General features: G+C 74.6%; 16 protein-coding genes and 1 tRNA gene. 9 read left to right on the top strand and 8 right to left on the bottom strand.

Annotated elements, in window-relative coordinates; translation table 11 throughout:
• Positions 1-17: 17 nt before the first annotated feature.
• Both A6V29_RS16390 and A6V29_RS16385 read right to left on the bottom strand, forming a co-directional pair.
• Complete coding sequence (locus tag A6V29_RS16390) at positions 18-299, bottom strand: citrate/2-methylcitrate synthase (protein WP_249933291.1); 282 nt, start codon at positions 297-299, stop codon at positions 18-20.
• A 122-nt stretch (positions 300-421) separates the two neighbouring features.
• Positions 422-2461: an HNH endonuclease signature motif containing protein gene (locus A6V29_RS16385; protein WP_249933290.1), complete on the bottom strand. Its 2040-nt coding sequence runs from the start codon at positions 2459-2461 to the stop codon at positions 422-424.
• Positions 2462-2500: 39 nt separating this feature from the next.
• Between A6V29_RS16385 and pdxH the strand changes: the two genes are divergently transcribed.
• Genes pdxH through A6V29_RS16350 form a run of 7 tightly spaced genes read left to right on the top strand, consistent with a single transcriptional unit; the run spans position 2501 to position 9646 of the window.
• Positions 2501-3193, top strand: coding sequence for a pyridoxamine 5'-phosphate oxidase (gene pdxH / locus A6V29_RS16380; RefSeq protein WP_249933289.1), 693 nt, complete (start codon positions 2501-2503; stop codon positions 3191-3193).
• Positions 3190-4521 (top strand): MFS transporter, encoded by a 1332-nt coding sequence (locus A6V29_RS16375; RefSeq protein ID WP_137161285.1) that lies wholly within the window; start codon positions 3190-3192, stop codon positions 4519-4521. Before pdxH ends, A6V29_RS16375 begins: the two co-directional genes overlap by 4 nt.
• Positions 4522-4581: 60 nt before the next feature.
• Entirely contained in the window at positions 4582-5496 is a 915-nt protein-coding gene (locus tag A6V29_RS16370; RefSeq protein ID WP_137161284.1) for an ABC transporter ATP-binding protein, read from the top strand.
• On the top strand, positions 5493-6680 hold the full coding sequence (locus A6V29_RS16365; RefSeq protein WP_137161283.1) for an ABC transporter permease: 1188 nt from the start codon (positions 5493-5495) through the stop codon (positions 6678-6680). The genes A6V29_RS16370 and A6V29_RS16365 overlap by 4 nt, the downstream gene beginning before the upstream one ends.
• 39 nt (positions 6681-6719) lie before the next feature.
• Entirely contained in the window at positions 6720-7700 is a 981-nt protein-coding gene (locus A6V29_RS16360; RefSeq protein WP_137161282.1) for a TIGR03557 family F420-dependent LLM class oxidoreductase, read from the top strand.
• A gap of 49 nt (positions 7701-7749) precedes the next feature.
• Positions 7750-8631 (top strand): tetratricopeptide repeat protein, encoded by an 882-nt coding sequence (locus tag A6V29_RS16355; protein WP_249933288.1) that lies wholly within the window; start codon positions 7750-7752, stop codon positions 8629-8631.
• A 16-nt stretch (positions 8632-8647) separates the two neighbouring features.
• Positions 8648-9646, top strand: a complete 999-nt coding sequence (locus A6V29_RS16350) for an inositol monophosphatase family protein (protein WP_137161281.1) — start codon at positions 8648-8650, stop codon at positions 9644-9646.
• A 13-nt stretch (positions 9647-9659) separates the two neighbouring features.
• Here the strand turns inward: A6V29_RS16350 and A6V29_RS16345 are convergent, their stop codons facing one another.
• Entirely contained in the window at positions 9660-11072 is a 1413-nt protein-coding gene (locus A6V29_RS16345) for a ferredoxin--NADP reductase domain-containing protein (protein WP_137161280.1), read from the bottom strand.
• A gap of 73 nt (positions 11073-11145) precedes the next feature.
• Here A6V29_RS16345 and A6V29_RS16340 point away from each other — a divergent pair, with 73 nt between their 5' ends.
• Positions 11146-11454, top strand: a complete 309-nt coding sequence (locus A6V29_RS16340; protein ID WP_137161279.1) for a putative quinol monooxygenase — start codon at positions 11146-11148, stop codon at positions 11452-11454.
• 15 nt (positions 11455-11469) lie between these two features.
• Here the strand turns inward: A6V29_RS16340 and A6V29_RS16335 are convergent, their stop codons facing one another.
• From A6V29_RS16335 to A6V29_RS16325, 3 genes are read right to left on the bottom strand one after another with little or no spacing between them, the layout of a single operon-like run.
• The gene (locus A6V29_RS16335; RefSeq protein WP_137161278.1) at positions 11470-12303 is read right to left on the bottom strand and encodes a glycoside hydrolase family 25 domain-containing protein; all 834 of its coding nucleotides are present in this window, start codon (positions 12301-12303) and stop codon (positions 11470-11472) included.
• A gap of 40 nt (positions 12304-12343) precedes the next feature.
• A complete protein-coding gene (locus tag A6V29_RS16330; protein ID WP_137161277.1) occupies positions 12344-13153 on the bottom strand; it encodes an Fpg/Nei family DNA glycosylase in 810 nt (269 codons plus the stop codon).
• A gap of 35 nt (positions 13154-13188) precedes the next feature.
• A complete protein-coding gene (locus A6V29_RS16325; RefSeq protein ID WP_137161276.1) occupies positions 13189-13509 on the bottom strand; it encodes a GNAT family N-acetyltransferase in 321 nt (106 codons plus the stop codon).
• A gap of 160 nt (positions 13510-13669) precedes the next feature.
• On the opposite strand from A6V29_RS16325, the gene A6V29_RS16320 reads away from it, so the two are divergent.
• Positions 13670-13745, top strand: a tRNA-Arg gene (locus A6V29_RS16320).
• A 10-nt stretch (positions 13746-13755) separates the two neighbouring features.
• Here the strand turns inward: A6V29_RS16320 and A6V29_RS16315 are convergent.
• Positions 13756-14775, bottom strand: coding sequence for a hemolysin family protein (locus A6V29_RS16315; protein WP_137161275.1), 1020 nt, complete (start codon positions 14773-14775; stop codon positions 13756-13758).
• Positions 14772-16199, bottom strand: a complete 1428-nt coding sequence (locus tag A6V29_RS16310; protein WP_137161274.1) for a hemolysin family protein — start codon at positions 16197-16199, stop codon at positions 14772-14774. Before A6V29_RS16310 ends, A6V29_RS16315 begins: the two co-directional genes overlap by 4 nt.
• Between the last annotated feature and the right edge of the window lie 74 nt (positions 16200-16273).

Raw genomic sequence — 16273 nt, 5'->3', positions numbered from 1 at the left:
ACCGGCCCCAGGACGGTTCAGTAGCCCCAGATCGGGGTGAGCATCGCCAGCGCGGCCTGCACGTCGACCCGCACGTCACCGGTGTGCACCGGGATGGGGAAGGGCTCGGCCGGAGGGAGGCCGGGGCCGAACTTGCCGTCGACCAGCAGCGCCCAGACGTTGCCGAACGTCACCTTGCCGACGAGGTCCTCGATGTCGACGCCGCGATAGCGGAGAGCACCGCCGTCCTTGTCGGGTTCGGCGATCTCGGTCTCGAAGGCGATGACGCCTTCCAGGCCGGGTACGAAATCGTCGGCCATCTCGCATGCTCCTCTGCGCGCGGGACCCGTGCGCGCATGGGTCATGGCGCACGCTTGCCTTTTGACCCTAGGCCGTGCTGATGCCCTCGTCACACGCGGGGCGGTCAGCGTGCTCGACCTGCTCAGAAGGGCGGGGGTGTGGTGGTGGCGGTCAGGCCGCTGGGGGTGGTGACGGTGAGGGTGCCGTCGTCGGTGAGGTCGTATGCCCAGCCGGGGGCTTGGTGCTTGCCGCGGTGGTCGCCGGTGCAGTAGCCGGTGAGGTTGGCGGCGCTGGTGGGTCCGTGTGGCCAGGGGGTGTGGTGGTCGAGTTCGCCGCGGGCCACGGGGCGGCGGCAGCCGGGGAAGCGGCAGTGGGAGTCGCGGGCGCGGAGGTAGCGGTCCAGGGCGGTGGCGGGCCGGTAGCCGTCGGTGGCCGGTGGGGGGCCGAGGCCGGGGCGTGCGGTGAGGTCGTGGCCGCAGGTCTGGGGTGCGCGGGTGCAGGCGGGTCGGCCGCAGTGGGCTCGGCGGCGGAGTTCGCGGGCGTCGGTGAGGGCGAGCAGGGCGCCGGTGAGTTCGTCGACGACGGCGATGCGAGGCCGGTCGACCAGTCCGCCGCCGGCGGTGCGGTCGAGCAGGGCGGCCAGCTCGGCGCGCTGCTGGTCGGTGGCGGCACGCAGCGCGTCGAGGTCGCTGCGGGCGCCGTCGATGCGGTGGGCGCCGGTGGCTTCGGCGGCCGATTCGTCGCCGCGGTCGTCCAGCCAGGCGCGTCCGGCGGCGGCCGAGGCGCGGCGCAGGGCCTGGTCGAAGCGGAGCAGGGCGAGGTCGGCCTGCTCGGCGGCGGCACGCGCGGCCGCTCGCAGGCCCGTCGTCGTCGGGGCAGCCGTGGTCGTGGCGGGCGTCGCCGTGGCAGGTGTGGTGGCCGTCGGTCCCGGTGCGGGTTCGGGTGTGGTGGGTGGTCCGTCGTCGGGGTGGTCAGTGCCCTGGTGGGTGTGCCGGCGGGCTTCCTCGTCCCACCAGGCTTGTTGCACTTCCGGTGGTGGGTCGTCCTCGCCGCCCCACACCCCGGCCAGGGCGCGGGCGTCGAGTTCGGCTTCCCACCTGTCGAAGTCCGCGCGCACCTGGGCCGGCCAGGTGTCATCGGGCCGCCCACCCGGATCCACGAACGGCACCGGGGGCTTGTCCGGCTCTGGCTGGCCGGTGGCGGTGGCAGTGTCCGGGGCGGGGACGGTGAGCAGGCCGAGGGCCCGGGCCAGGGCGCGGACCATCTCCGCGGGCACCGTCTCCCCACCCACCTGCCCGGGCGCGCTGCCCCCGAGCAGAGCACGCACCCCCGCGACCAGGGTCAGCTGCGCCTGCACCGGCGGCAGCGACGACTCACCCGGGCGCAGCACCAGGTCAAGCAGGACGTCGGCCATCTTCTGCCCACGAGTACGGGCGTCGGCCGGATCCTCGGGCAGCGCGTCGGCGTAGCGGCCCAGCGCATCGACCACCGCGTGGGCCTCCGGCGCGGTCAGCAGCGACTCCAGCACCGCCATCCCGGCCCGGCGGTCCCGCCGCGCCCACACCCCGCGGGCCCGCAGCCCGGCCACCAGCTCCTCGGCCTCCTGCTTCGGGTCGCGGCCCAGACCCATCCGGCGCAGCTTGTCGGCCAGCTGCGCCGGCGTGGTGATCTCCCGCCGCGCAGCCCGCGCCGCCACCCAGGCCAGCACGTCCCGCTCCAACGCGGCCCGCCGGTCGTCGTCGGCGATCACCGCCACCCGCTCCCGCAGCGCCCACAGATGCCCGGTGTGCAGCAGCCCCGACTCCAACGCGGCCAGCGTGCCCGGCAGCCGGGTGACCAAAGTGAGCGAGCGCTCCAGGTCCAGCCCGGCGGCCTGCTTGCTCACCGCCAGCGCGATCGACAGCTCCGGCACCGCCCACTCGCTCACCCCGGCCAGCACCTCCGGGCGGGCCGCGCGCCGCGCAGCGCTCATCGCCCCCGGCTCCCCGGGCTGCCGGTCAGCCGACGCCGGCCGGGACGCGGCGAACTCCGCCACCGCCCGCGCGCGGGCCGCGGTCAGCCGGGTGATCTCCCGATCCAGCTCCTGCACCACCCCGAGCGGGCCGGACGCCCACCCGGCCACCGGCGCACCACCACCGGCGGCGGCGGCGGAGGCGAGGGTGTCGAGGGGCTGGCCTTCCATGGAATCGATCATACGTTCGAGCGCCGACAACTTCGCGTCGTGCTGCTCGACCGGGCGGCCGCACGCGGTGTCAGCATGGTCGCCGTGCCCGACCTCTCCCGCATGCGCAACGACTACACGGCCGGGCGGCTCGGCGAATCCGACCTGGCCGCCACGTGGGTCGAGCAGTTCGACAGGTGGTTCGCCGACGCCGTCGCCGCGGAGCTCCCCGAGCCGAACGCCGTCGTCGTCGCGACCGCCGATGCGGACGGCGCTCCCGACGCCCGCATCGTCCTCATGAAGGGGTACGACGAGTACGGCATCGTCTTCGCGACGAGCTACGCCTCGGCGAAGGGCGCGCAGCTCGCGGTGAACCCCCGGGCGGCGCTGGTCTTCCCGTGGCACGCGCTGCAGCGCCAGGTGCGCGTGACCGGTCGGGTGGAGAAGGTCGGCGTGGCTGCCTCCGACGCGTTGTGGGATCCCCGGCCGCGCGGCGCCCAGTTGGCCGCCGCCGCGTCGGTGCAGTCGACCGTCGTCGACTCGCGGGACGAGCTGGTCGAGCGGGTGCGCCGGCTCGACGAGCAGACCCCGGGGGAGAAGGTGCCGAGGCCGGCGACCTGGGGCGGCTACCGGGTCGTCCCGGAGACCGTCGAGTTCTGGCAGGGCGGAGCCGACCGGCTGCACGACCGGATCCGGTTCGTACGAGATGACGCGGAGGGCGGCGGCTGGATCGTCCAGCGACTCGCGCCGTGACCGGCGCGCCACCACCCCCGGTCGGGCCGGTCGACCCGGTCGAGGGCGGGAAGGCGGTCGAGGAACCGGTTCCCCTGACCCGACGCCGCTCGTGGGCGATCGACACGACGCCGCTGCGGATCCCCGCCTACCGGCGGCTCTTCTGGGGCGTGGCCGCGACCATGCTCGGCCAGCAGATGACGCTGGTCGCCGTCCCGTTCCAGGTCTACGCGCTGACCGGCGACTCCCTGATGGTGGGCGTCACCTCGGTGGTGGCGCTCGTCCCGCTGGTGGTCTTCGGCCTGCTCGGCGGCGCGATCGCCGACTCGATGGATCGTCGCCGGCTGATGCTGATCACGTCGGTGGGCGCCGCGGTCACCAGCGCGCTGCTGGCCCTGCAGGCGGTGCTGCCCGGGGAGGGCAACCTCGCGGTGCTCTGGGTGCTGACCGCCTGCGTCTCCGGCTTCGCCGCGGTCAACCAACCCACCCGGAGCGCGGTCATCCCCGCCCTGGTCGGGCCGGCTGCGGTGCCGGCGGCGAACGCGCTGTCGATGACGGTGCGCCAGGTGGCGGTGATCGCCGGCCCGCTGCTGGCCGGGCTGCTCATCAGCATGGGCCAGCTCTCCCTGGCCTACGTGATCGACGCGGTGGGCTTCCTCGCCGCGGCCGTCCTGCTGCGCGGGTTGCCGTCGCTGCCTCCGGGCAGGGCCGCCGGCCCCCTCCGGCTGGGCGCCGCGATCCGCGGCGTCGGTGAGGGGTTCGCCTTCCTGCGCACCCAGCCGGTGCTGCTCATGACGTTCGTCGTCGACATCATCGCCATGTGCTTCGCCTGGCCGCAGGCGGTGTTCCCGGAGTTGTCGGAGACCCGGTTCGCCGAGTCGCCGAACTCGCTGGGCTGGCTGTTCGCCGGCGTCTCCGTCGGGGCGCTGCTCATGGGGCTCACCTCGGGGTGGGTGTCCCGCGTCGACCGGCAGGGCGCGGTCGTGCTCGGCGCCATCGCCGTGTGGGGGGTGGCGATCGTCGGCTTCGGCTGGGCGCAGTCGCTCTGGGTCGCGGTGCTGTGCCTGGCCGTCGCCGGCGCCGGCGACATGGTGAGCGCCGTGCTGCGCTCGTCGATGCTGCAGCTCGCCGCGCCCGACGAGATGCGCGGCCGCATGCAGGGCGTGTTCATCGTGGTCGTCGCCGGCGGACCGCGGCTCGGCGACCTGCGGGCCGGCGCCCTGGCCAGCGCGGCGTCGGTGACGGTGGCGATGGTGTCCGGCGGCGTCGTCGTCGTGGTGGCGATGGTGCTCGTCGCGATCCTCGTGCCGTCGTTCTGGTTCTTCCGCGCCTCCCGCGCCGTGGACTGAGCGCGCGGTCTGTCGGTGCCGGTCGTTACGGTCGCCGGGACATCACAGGCAGGGGGGTACGTGCTCGAGTTCGACGGATTGCACAAGAGCTTCGGTGACGTGCGGGTCCTGGAGGGCGTCACCTTCACCGTCGCCCCCGGTTCGATGTTCGGTTTCTGCGGTTCCAACGGGGCCGGCAAGACGACCACGATGCGCATCGCGATGGGCCTGGTCCGCGCCGACGCCGGCGAGGTCCGGTGGCAGGGTCGTCCGGTCGAGCACAGCACGCGGGCGCGGATCGGCTACATGCCGGAGGAGCGCGGGCTCTACCCGAAGATGAAGGTCGGCGAGCAGGTCACCTACTTCGGCCGGCTCCACGGGATGGACGCCGGTGCGGCCGCGAAGGCCTCCGAGGAGTGGGTGGAGCGCCTCGGTCTGGGCCCGCGCCGCGGGGACCCGGTGGAGAAGCTGTCGCTGGGCAACCAGCAGCGGGTCCAGCTCGCCGCCGCCCTGGTCAGCCGCCCCGAGGTGCTCATCCTCGACGAGCCGTTCTCCGGCCTGGACCCGGTCGGCGTCGACTCGCTGGCCGAGGCGCTCCTCGACCAGGTGCGCACCGGCGTCCCGGTCGTCTTCTCCAGCCACCAGCTCGACCTCGTCGAGCGGCTGTGCGACTCCGTGGGCATCCTCGCCCGCGGCCGGATGGTCGCCACCGGCACGGTCGAGGAGCTCCGCCGCCGCGAGGCCGGCCGGGTGCTCCGCGTGGTCGTCCCCGATGCCGCCCCGGGCTGGGCGGCAGGGGTACTCGGGGTCCGGGTGGTGTCGGAGTCCGCCGGCGACACGATCGTCGAGCTGGCCGACGGCGCCGACGACCAGGCCGTCCTGGCCGCGGCCCTGCGCACCGGTCGGGTCGAGCACTTCGCCTGGCAGCGGCCGAGCCTGGTCGAGCTCTTCCGAGGTGCGGTCGCCGCGCCCACCCCGCAGGAGGCGGCGGCGTGAGCGACGACCGCCGGGAGCTCGGCAGCGGCGCGCTGGTGCGGCTGGTCGCCGCCCGCGAGATCTCCGCCCGGCTGCGCGACAAGAACTTCGTCATCAGCTCCGTCGTCATCCTCGTCGTCCTGCTGGGCCTGCTGGCCTTCCAGGTCGCCCTGAACGCCGGCGGGGAGTCCACCCGCATCGGGCTCGTCGGCGGCGACGCCGGGATCGAGCAGGCGCTGGAGGCCCAGGGCGAGGCCCTCGACGTCGAGGTGACGGTCGTGGACCTCGCCGACCGCGAGGCGGCGGTGCGGGCCGTCGAGGACGGCGACGTCGACGGCGTGCTGCTCGCGGGTGACGCCCCCGAGCTGTTGGTCGAGCAGTCGGCGGGCGGCTCGCTCGAGGCCGCGGTCCAGGGCGCGGTGGCCCAGACGGCGCTCGCCGGGCAGCTGGCGGAGGCCGGCATCACCCAGCTGGAGCTGCCCGAGCTCACCGTGACCTCGCTGGACCCCGATGCCGACGCGGACGCCCAACGGGTGGTCTCGGCGATCATCGGTGTCGGCATCCTCTACGGCCTGCTGATCATGTTCGGCCAGTTCGTGGCCCAGGGCGTGGTCGAGGAGAAGGCCAGCCGGGTGGTCGAGCTGCTGCTGGCGACGATGCGCCCCTGGCACCTCCTGGCCGGGAAGATCCTCGGCCTCGGTCTGCTGGGGCTCGCCCAGATCGTCCTGGTCGCCGTCGTCGGCGTCGGCGGCGCGCTCGCTTTCGACATCGTCGAGGTGCCCGGCGAGCTCGTCGGCACCGCCGTCTCCGTCGTCGCCTGGTTCGTGCTCGGCTACGCCTTCTACGCGGCGATCTTCGCCGTGGCGGCCTCGCTGGTCAGCCGGCAGGAGGACCTGGGCAGCGTGCTCACGCCCACGACCCTGGTCCTGGTCGCGGCGTTCGTCGTCGGCCTGCAGGCGGCCGCCGACCCCGACGGGCCGCTCGCCGTCGTCACCTCCTACGTGCCGGGGCTCTCGCCCCTGGTCATGCCGGTCCGGCAGGCCGCCGGGGACGTCGGGGCGTGGGAGGTCGGCCTCTCGGCGGCGCTGGCGGTGGCGGCCGTCGCGCTCGTGATCCGCATCGGTGGCCGGGTCTACGCCGCGTCCCTGCTGCGCACCAGCGGCAAGACCAAGATCCGGGAGGCGCTGCGCGCCGAGCGGGTCTAGTTCGGTTCGTCACGGTGGCACCCGGGTAGCCGGGGCGCCATGGCGATGCAGCTGGGCTACACGATGATGACCGAGCAGGCCGGGCCGAGGGAGCTGGTGCGGCACCTGGTCGGGGCCGAGGAGGTCGGCTTCGACTTCTCCGTCACCAGCGACCACTACTTCCCGTGGCTGGACGAGATGGGCCACTCGCCCAACGCCTGGGTCACCCTCGGCGCCGCCGCGCAGGCGACCAACCGCATCCCGCTGATGACCTACGTGACCTGCCCGATCGTCAGGTACCACCCGGCGATCGTGGCGCAGCAGGCCGCGACCCTGCAGATCGTCTCCGAGGGCCGGTTCACCCTCGGGCTGGGCGCGGGGGAGAACCTCAACGAGCACGTGGTGGGCGCCGGCTGGCCGCCCGCCGACGTGCGGCACGAGATGGTGGTCGAAGCGCTGCAGATCATCCGGCAGCTGTTCGACGGCGAGGGCTACACGAACCTGCGCGGGGAGCACTTCGACCTCGAGTCGGCGAAGCTGTGGGACCTGCCGGAGAAGCGGGTGCCGATCGGCTTCGCGGCCGGGGGGAAGCAGGCGGCCACGATCGCCGGCGAGCTGGCCGACGTCCTCATCGCCACCGATCCGGAGCGCGAACTGGTCGAGCAGTTCGAGGCCGCCGGTGGCGCCGGCAAGCCGAAGGTCGCGCAGATGCCGATCAGCTACGGCACCGACAAGGCCGCCGCGGTCACCCGTGCCCACCAGCTCTTCCGGTGGTTCGGCCTCGGCTGGAAGGTGAACGCCGAGCTGCCCGGACCCAGCGCGTTCGACGCGGCCAGCTCGTTCGTCCGCGAGGAGGACGTCGAGAGCTCGATCCCGTGCGGCGACGACGTCGGTGCGGTCATCGAGGCGGCGAAGGAGTACGCCGACGCCGGCTTCACGCACCTGGCCCTGGTCCAGATCGGCGGCGACCAGCAGGACCCCTACCTGGAGTGGACGCGCAGCACCCTGCTGCCCGCCTGGAGGGAGGCCTTCGGGGAGTGAGCCCTCCTTGGGGTGAGGTTCTCCCGTCGGGGGACGCGCCGGAGGCGCGGTGCCGCTGATCATCGTCGGCATGACCGAGGACCTCGACAGGCGCCTCCGGCGGCTGCGGGCCTCCGGTGACCCCAACGCACTGGTCGACCTCGGCTGCGATCTCGCCGACGCCGGCCGGCACACCGACGCCGAGCAGTGCTTCCGCCGAGCCAGCGAGGCCGGCGACACCGTGGCCGCGTTCAACCTCGGCAACGCGCTCGCGGCCCAGGGCCGGTGGGAGGAAGCCGCCGAGGCGTACGAGGTGGCGCTGGCCGGCGGCGAGACCGACGCCTGGCGCAACCTGGGGCTGGTCCTCGAGGACCTCGGCGACCTCGCCGGCGCGATGCGCGCCTACCGCGGCGCCGCCGACGCCGGCGACCTCGAGGGCGGGCTGCAGCTCGCCTTCCTGCTGCGCGAGCAGGGCGAGCGGGAGGAGGCCCTCGCGGTCGCCGAGGAGATCGCGGCCGCCGGCGACGACGAGGCAGCCGCCGTCGTCGCGTGCTGGCGGTTCTGCGCCACCCTGGACCCCGGCCTCGAGGACGCACTCCGCGCCGGAGCCGACCACTTCCCGGCCGCGCGCACCGACCTCGCCCACCTGCTGCGGGAGACCGGCCGGGCCGTCGAGGCCCGCTGGGTGCTCGAGCGGGGGGCCAAGCTCGGCGAGCAGGTGGCCTGGCTACCGCTGGGCAACCTCTACCGCGAGGAGCTCGGCGACGACGAGGCCGCCGAGGAGGCGTTCCGCGCCGGGATCGCCGCAGGCGACGTCTACTGCCACCAGAACCTCGCCGTGCTGCTCGCCGACAGGGGCGACCTCGACGGCGCGCTCGAGCAGTTCCGGCTCGGGGCCGAGGCCGGTGACCAGCTGGCCGCCCAGACCCTCCGGGGACTCGAGCTGGGCTGAGCCGGATACTGGCTCAATGCCCGCTGATCGTCCCGGCCTCCGGATGGCGACGAGCGCGGACCTGACCGCCGTCGGCGACGCGCTGGGACTGCCGCCCGCCGCCCTGGCGCCGGCGCTGGTCGAGCCGGCCGCGCGGGCGCTCGTGGGCAGCGAGGGCCAGGTCGTCCTGCTGCGACGGCAGTGGGCGCACGACTCCGACGCCGAGGCCGTCGTGGTGCGCCGTCGTGGCGTGCCCCTCGACCACCCGGACGTGCTCGCCGTCGCCGTCGGCTGGGGTTGCACCCGCGTGCGGCACCTGGCGAGCGACCGCTGGGTGGCCGTGCCCGGCCCCTCCGGCGGCGCGCCGCTGCCGGTGCGCTTCCTCCACTTCGCCGCCCTGGCGGCCACCCGGGTCGAGACCCTGGCCGCGGTGGCCCGGCTCGAGGGGGAGACCCATCCGGAGGCCGTGGACGCGCTGGCACAGGCTGCCGCCGTCCCGGTGCTGCACCGGCTGGGGGTGCCGGTCCTCAGCGAGGGAGCCGGCGACCAACCCCCCGTGGGCGACGGTCCGTGGATCGCGCTCGATCCGCTCGGTGGCACGCGCAGCGCCGCGATGGGGCTGCCGCCGTGGGCGTTCTCCGCGGCGCTGGTGCAGGGCGGGCGCCCGGTCGCCGGTCTCGTGGCCGACCTCTCCTCCGGGCGGCGCTGGACCGCCGTCCGCTCGCTCGGGGCCTGGCGCGACGGCATGCCCGTCCGCCCGCGCACCGATGCCGCCGTCCCCGGGGCGGTGCGCGTCACCGGCTGCACCGCCGTCGACCTGTGCCTGGTGGCCGACGGCGCGGTGGCCGCGGGACGCGACGTCGACCGCACCGGCCGGCACGTGCGCGACGTCGCCGGCGGGCTCGCCGTCCTCATGGCGGCCGGCGGGACGGCGCTGACCCCTGACGGCGGCCCGCTGGAGCTCCGCCCCGGTGCGGTGGTCCGGTTCGTCGCCGCGGCCGACGAGACGGCCGCCCGCGAGCTGATCGCCCGCTGACGCGGGCACCGGGTCAGCGGCGCGCGGCCGCCCGGACGGCGGCGAGCAGCGCCTCCCTCTCGTGCAGGGTGGTCCGGGCGCGGCCGCGGGTGGCGCCCAGCTCGATCTCGGCGGCGTCGATGGCCCGCCAGTCCTCGAGCAGGACCGGCTCTGCGCCGCGCGCCTGCAGCGTGCTCACCAGGTCGTCGGCGGGGCCGCCCACCCGGAGCACGCCGGCGGTCGCGTCCGCCAGCAGCGCGGCGACGGTCTCGCGGGCGTCGGCCTTGTTCGTGCCGACCACCCCGCTCGGGCCGCGCTTGATCCAGCCGGCGACGTACTCGCCCCCCGAGAGCTGCCCGTCGCGCAGCACCCGGCCGGTCCCGTCGTGGGGCACCGTGCCGCTCCGCTCGTCGATCGGCAGCCCCGGCAGGGCTGAGCCCCGGTAGCCGACCGAGCGCACGACGAGGTCGGCCGGCAGCACCTCGACCTCCCCGGTGCCGACGGCGCGCCCGTCGCCGTCGACCGCCGTCCGCTCCACCTCCAGGCCGGTCACCCGGCCCTCGCCGAGCAACCGCGCCGGGCGGCTGAAGAACCGCAGGCGCAGCGGGATGCGATCCGGCTCGGGAGCGTTCTCGACCCACCCGCGCAGCACCCCGAGGTTGCGGCTCACGACGCGGTCGGCGGCGGCGCGCTCCTCGCTGTCCGGGTCGAGCTCGAGATCGGCGGGGTCGACGAGCACGGTGGCCCCGGCCATCGCGCCGAGCTCGCGCAGCTCCTGGGTGGTGAAGCTGGCCTGCGCCGGACCGCGGCGGCCCAGGATCGTCACCTGCTCGACCGGGGCGGCGGCCAGGGCGTCGAGGACGTGCTGCGGCATGTCGGTGGACTCGAGCTCCTCGGGGGTGCGGGCCAGCACCCGGCCCACGTCGAGCGCGACGTTGCCGACGCCGACCACCACGACCGACCGCGCCGCGGCGAGCGCGGACTCCACGCGCTCCCGGTCGGCGTCGGGGTGCCCGCAGTACCAGGCGACCAGCTCGGTCGCCGCGAGGCTGCCGGGGAGGTCCTCGCCGGGGATGCCCAGCTTGCGGTCGAGCGCGGCGCCGTAGGTGTAGACGACGGCGTCCACGTGGGCGCGCAGGTCCTCGAGCGCCAGGTCGACGCCGATCTCCACGTTGCCGACGAAGCGCAGCGACGGGTGGTCGAGGGAGCGGTGCAGGGTCTCCCGGATCGCCCGCATCTTGGCGTGGTCGGGGGCGATGCCGTGCCGCACGAGACCGAACGGCGTGGGCAGCCGGTCGACGAGGTCGATCTGCACGGGGACGTCGGTCTGCTGGGTCAGCGCGTCGGCGGTGAATATCCCCGCCGGGCCGGCGCCGATGACGGCCACCCGCAGGGGACGGTCGGGGGAGGAGGGAGGGGCAGCGCCGTCGGAGACCACGACTGGCATCCTGACCCGGCCGGGCGCACCTGACCAGAGCTGACACCCGGTCGTCCCGATCCCGTCCCCCGAGGAGACCCCTGTGTCCATCGTCGTCGTCGCCACCATCACCCCCCGTCCCGAGGCAGTCGACGAGGTCCGCGAGGCCCTGCTGGCGGCCGTGCCGAAGGTGCACGACGAGCCCGGGTGCGAGCGCTACGCGCTGCACGAGGCCGACGGCGCCTTCGTGATGGTGGAGCGCTGGGAGAGCGCGGAGGCGATGGCCGCCCACGGCAAGGCCGAGCCGCTCGCCACCCTCGGCGCCGCGCTGGCCGGCAAGCTCGCCGCCGCTCCGGACATCCGCCGGCTCACGCCGCTGGCGGCCGGTGACGGGAGCAAGGGCACCATCTGACCGAACCGGCCGGCGTCAGCTGCAGGGCAGGTTGAGGTCGAGGTCGCCGGGCACGTACTGGGCCAGCGCCACCGGCCCCCGGGGCACCAGCGGGGGCAGGGCGCAGCTCAGCGCCGCCTGCTCGGCGGTGACCGCACCCGCCAGCCAGCTGCGCCGGCCGGCCAGCGGGCTGTCGTCGGGGACCGTGCCGACGATCCGCCCCCACTGCTGGTGGGTGGAGTACAGCCCGACGACGGCGCCCCAGGAGTCGAGGTAGGCGGTCATGCCCTCGAGCGCGGCGAGGTTGCGGGCGCGGGCCTCGAGCGAGCCGTCCTGCCAGGAGTTCGACGTCTCGACGTCGAGCCACCACACGTACTGGGACGGCCGGAGGTCGATGCCCGCCTCCAGGGCCGCCGGCAGGAAGTACCGCGTGACGCTGGCGCGGGCCCGGTCCCAGCCGTACTGCCAGGAGCACGCGTCGCTGTTCTGCCCGTCGCACTCGCCGTAGGGCGTCGTCCCGTCCGAGGGCCAGGTGTCGACGAGGTCGACGACCTGGCCGGGGTTGGCGGTGTTCAGGTACAGCTGGGTGACCGGCTGACCGGCGGTGCCCTGCGAGCCCTGCGCGTACTCCAGCTGCTCGGCCAGGCAGGGGTTGGGCAGGTTCGCGAGGCCGCCGTTCACGCCGACGACGGTGAACGCCCGGTCCTCGGGCAGGTCGGTGCCGCACTGCGGGTGGGAGACGTCGACGCCGACGTGGTCCGGGACGCCGGGTGCCGCGGCTGCGGACGCGGGCCAGGCGAGCACGGCGACGCCGGCAGCCAGCGCGAGCGTGGCGCTGCGCAGCCATCCGCGTGCGGTCCCGTGTGCCACGCCGGCGAAGGTACCTGGCGTCGGCCCGGGTGCGAAGCCCTCAGACGGACTGGCAGGTGGGGCACCAGTAGAGGTTCCGGCCGGCCATGACCTCGGTGCGGACCTCGGTGGTGCAGAGGCGGCAGGGGAGCCCGGTCCGGCGGTAGACGTAGTGCGCGTCCTCCCGCTGCACGTCACCGCGGCGGCGGGTCCGGTGCTCGGGCCGGGTCGTGACGATCCGGCCCAGCCGCACGCCGGCCCGCATCAGCCGCACGAGGTCGGACCACATGGCCGACCACAGGGCGTCGTCGACGGCGCGGCCGACGCGGAACGGCGAGACGCGGTGCCGGAACAGCAGCTCGGCCCGGTACACGTTGCCGACGCCGGCGAGCACGGACTGGTCCATGAGCAGCGCACCGATCGGCGTCCGGCTGGCCGCGATGCGGCGGTGCGCCCGCCGCCGGTCGGCCCGGGGACGCAGCGGGTCGGGGCCGAGCCGGTCGAGGACCGCCGTCACCTCGGCCTCGGTGAGCACCTCGCAGACGGTCGGGCCGCGCAGGTCGGTCCAGACGCCCGCGCCGTCGGGGCCGTCGGCTTCCCAGCGCATGCGCAGCGCGCCCTTGGCGGGCGGCGGTGTCCCCGTCCCCGTCGTGTACGAGCCGTAGAGGCCCAGGTGCACGTGCAGGTGGTCGGCACCGAACCGGGCGAACAGGTGCTTGCCGTAGGAGAAGACCTCGTCGAGCACCCGGCCGTCGAGCAGGGCGGCGCCGGCCTCGAAGCGGCCCTGCGGGCTGGTCACGTGCACCGGCCGGCCGGCGAACAGTGTCGACTGCTCCCGCGCCAGGCGGTACAGGGTGTGGCCTTCGGGCATCCGCGCAGCGTAGGTGGGTGGCCCGCGACGGCGGGTCAGCGGTCGGCGGTCTCCAGGCCGAAGTGCGGCCGGTCCTCGACGGCGACGAGGTCGATCAGCTCGGGGTGCTGCTGGATGTAGTGCCGCACGAAGGAGCAGTACGGGAGCACGGTGAGGCCGCGGTCGCGAGCGGCGTCGAGGACGCCGGCGATGAGCGTCGTCCCGATGCCCTGGCCACCCACGGAGGGATCGACCTCGGTGTGCGGGAGGGTCATCTGCCCGTTGTCGACGTGGTAGCTGGCCAGTCCGAGGACGCGGTCACCCTGCCGGATCTCGAAGCGTCCGCGCTCGGGGACGTCGACCACCGTGGTCTCCATGCGTGCGATCCACCTTTCGCCTCCGGCGACGTTGCCGGAGCTCGACGTGTGCCCCCGCACGGTAACGCGTGGAAACCGGTTCGTCTCTATCCGATATCGACGAGTCCGAGGACGGCGCGGATCGATCCGGGACCACCGGATAGCCTCTGCGACGCGGGTAGCCCCCGTAGCTCAGGGGATAGAGCATCGGTTTCCTAAACCGTGTGTCGCAGGTTCGAATCCTGCCGGGGGCACCACCGGCCACGGTCAGTTCGTGGCGGGCTCCGGCTGGGGGAACAGGCGGCCCAGCACGTCCGACAGCGTGATCACGCCGAGCGTCGCCCCCCCGTCGGTGACGACGGCGAGGTGGGTGCGGGTCTCCCGCATCGACTTCAGTGCCCCGTACACCGTGGTGTCGGCCTCGAGGGCGAACACCGGCCGGGCGAAGTCCGCGGCGGGCGCGTCGTCGGCCGCCAGGAGCGTGTCGCGGACGTGCACCACGCCGGTGAGCCGATCCGGGTCGCCCAGCAGGATGCGCAGGTGCCCCGAACGCCGGGTGGCTGCGCGCACCGCCCCGACGGTGGCATCGGCGGGCACCGCGACGAGCGGCGCACCGGGGGTGACCAGGGCCCGGACGGTCATCCGCTCCAGCTCCAGCGCGCCGGAGATCTGCGTGGAGAAGCTCGCGTCCAGCGCACCCACGTTCGCGGAGTGCTCGACCAGGTGCCGCAGGGCGTCGGGGCTGTGGCCGACCGCCACCTCGTCGGCCGGCTCCACGCCGACCCGTCGCAGCAACCGGTTGGCCGTCGTGTTCAGCGCCCGCAGCAGCGGCCGGAACACGGCCATGAAGGCCCGCATCGGGCCGGCGAGCAGCGTGGCCGAGCGCTCGGGGTGGGCGATCGCCCACGACTTCGGCGCCATCTCGCCGACCACCAGGTGGATGAACGTCACGATCAGCAGCGCCAGGACGAAGCCCGCGACGTCGGCCGCGACCAGTGGCAGGCCCCACGACTCGAACAGCGGGGTGAGCCAGTGGTGCACCGCCGGCTTGCTGATGGCGCCGAGCGCCAGCGTGGCCGCGGTGATGCCCAGCTGCGACCCGGCGAGCAGGAGGGTGAGCTCGCTGGAGTTGCGCAGTGCCGCCCTGGCCGAGCGGCTCGTCGGCGCGGCCTCCTCCAGGCGGTGCCGCTTGGCCGCGAGCGCGGCGAACTCCACCGCGACGAAGAACGCGCTCAGCGCGACGATCACGATCGTGGCGGTGAGCACCACCCACGGGTTGTCGGTCATCGGGCCGGCCCCTCGAGGTCGGGCTCGCCGGCGGCGTCCGCCGGGTCGGCCGGGTCGGCCGGGTCGGACCCCCTGCGGGCGGGCAGCTCCAGCCGCACCCGGGCCGGCACGTGGCGGTCCACGGCCAGGACCCGGATGGTCAGCACCCGGGCCTCCGGGTCGTCAGCGTGGACCAGGTCGCCAGGGTCGGGTGGCAGCTCGACGACGACCGTCGCGCCGGGCTCGGGCAGGGTGCCGGCGGCCGCGATGACCAGCCCGGCGATCGTCTCGTAGTTCCCGCGCGGCAGGTCGACGGCCAGCGCCCGCTCGACCTCGTCGACGTGCACGTCCCCGCTCATCTCCCAGACGCCGTCGTCCTCCAACGGCACGTACTCCGGGTCGACGTCGGCGTCGTGCTCGTCGGTGATCTCGCCGACCAGCTCCTCGGCCAGGTCCTCCAGGGTGATCACCCCGGCGAAGCCGCCGTACTCGTCGATGACGCAGGCCAGCTGGTTGCCGGTGTCGGTCAGGTCGCGCAGCGCGTCGGGCAGCGTGGTGAATGTGGACACGACCGGGCAGTCCCGGGAGATCGCGCTCACCGGCGCGGTGTCCGGCTCGGCGGTGATGAGCAGGTCGGCCAGGTGCACGACGCCCTCGACGTCGCCGGCGGCGTCGAGGACCGGGTAGCGGGAGTGCCCCGACGCCATCAGCTCGCGCAGCTGGCCGAGCGTGACGTCACCGGTCACGGTGCCCACCCGGGGGCGGGGGATCATCGCGTGCTCGACGGTCCGGTGGGGGAAGTCGAGGATGCGGTCGACCAGCATCGACAGCTCCGGCGCCAGGTCACCGCTCTCCCGGGACTCCTCGACGATGTGCTCGAGGTCCCGCACCGTCGCGGCGTGCTCGACGTCGTGCACAGGCTCGATCTTCAGAGCGCGCAGCAGCAGGTTCGACGACTGGTCGAACACCCAGATCAGCGGACCGAAGATCTTCAGGTAGATCGTGGTGGAGGTGGCCAGCCACCGGGCGACCGGCTCGGGGCGGGAGATCGCGAGGTTCTTGGGGAACAGCTCGCCGAACAGCATCTGCACGAGCGTGGAGAACAGCAGCGCCAGCACCGCGCCGGTGCCCACGCTGACCGCGGTCGGGACGCCGACGTCGCCCAGCAGGGTGCCCAGGGACTGGCCGATCAGCGGCTCGGCGACGTAGCCGACCAGCAGCCCGGTGACGGTGATCCCCAGCTGGGCGCCGGAGAGCATGAACGACGTGCGCCGCGTGACGGTGAGCGCGCGTGCGGCGGCGGCGTCACCGGCCTCGGCGCGGGCGGCCAGCGAGGAGCGGTCGACCGCCATGTAGGCGAATTCCTGCGCCACGAAGTACCCGGTGACGACGGTGATCCCGCCCACCACCGCCACGCCCGCCAGCAGAGCGAGCACTTCGGTCACCGGCCGCGCACCTCATCACGGAGAAGGGGCGCGGCCTGGGGACTGTGATACGGGCTCATGGCTCTCTTCGTCGT

It is taken from the genome of Blastococcus sp. CCUG 61487, from assembly GCF_005222955.1.
Classification (GTDB): domain Bacteria; phylum Actinomycetota; class Actinomycetes; order Mycobacteriales; family Geodermatophilaceae; genus Blastococcus.
Note: the sequence above shows the minus strand (reverse complement) of the source record. Positions and strands in the feature narration are given on the sequence as shown.

Excerpts from the sequence above, each read along its gene's own strand:
- A6V29_RS16315 (WP_137161275.1), bottom strand. The coding sequence starts at position 14,775 with ATGACCGACAACCCGTGGGTGGTGCTCACCGCCACGATCGTGATCGTC.
- A6V29_RS16350 (WP_137161281.1), top strand. The coding sequence starts at position 8,648 with ATGCCCGCTGATCGTCCCGGCCTCCGGATGGCGACGAGCGCGGACCTG.
- A6V29_RS16330 (WP_137161277.1), bottom strand. The coding sequence starts at position 13,153 with ATGCCCGAAGGCCACACCCTGTACCGCCTGGCGCGGGAGCAGTCGACA.
- A6V29_RS16360 (WP_137161282.1), top strand. The coding sequence starts at position 6,720 with ATGGCGATGCAGCTGGGCTACACGATGATGACCGAGCAGGCCGGGCCG.
- A6V29_RS16385 (WP_249933290.1), bottom strand. The coding sequence starts at position 2,461 with ATGGAAGGCCAGCCCCTCGACACCCTCGCCTCCGCCGCCGCCGCCGGT.
- A6V29_RS16390 (WP_249933291.1), bottom strand. The coding sequence starts at position 299 with ATGGCCGACGATTTCGTACCCGGCCTGGAAGGCGTCATCGCCTTCGAG.
- A6V29_RS16345 (WP_137161280.1), bottom strand. The coding sequence starts at position 11,072 with ATGCCAGTCGTGGTCTCCGACGGCGCTGCCCCTCCCTCCTCCCCCGAC.
- A6V29_RS16325 (WP_137161276.1), bottom strand. The coding sequence starts at position 13,509 with ATGGAGACCACGGTGGTCGACGTCCCCGAGCGCGGACGCTTCGAGATC.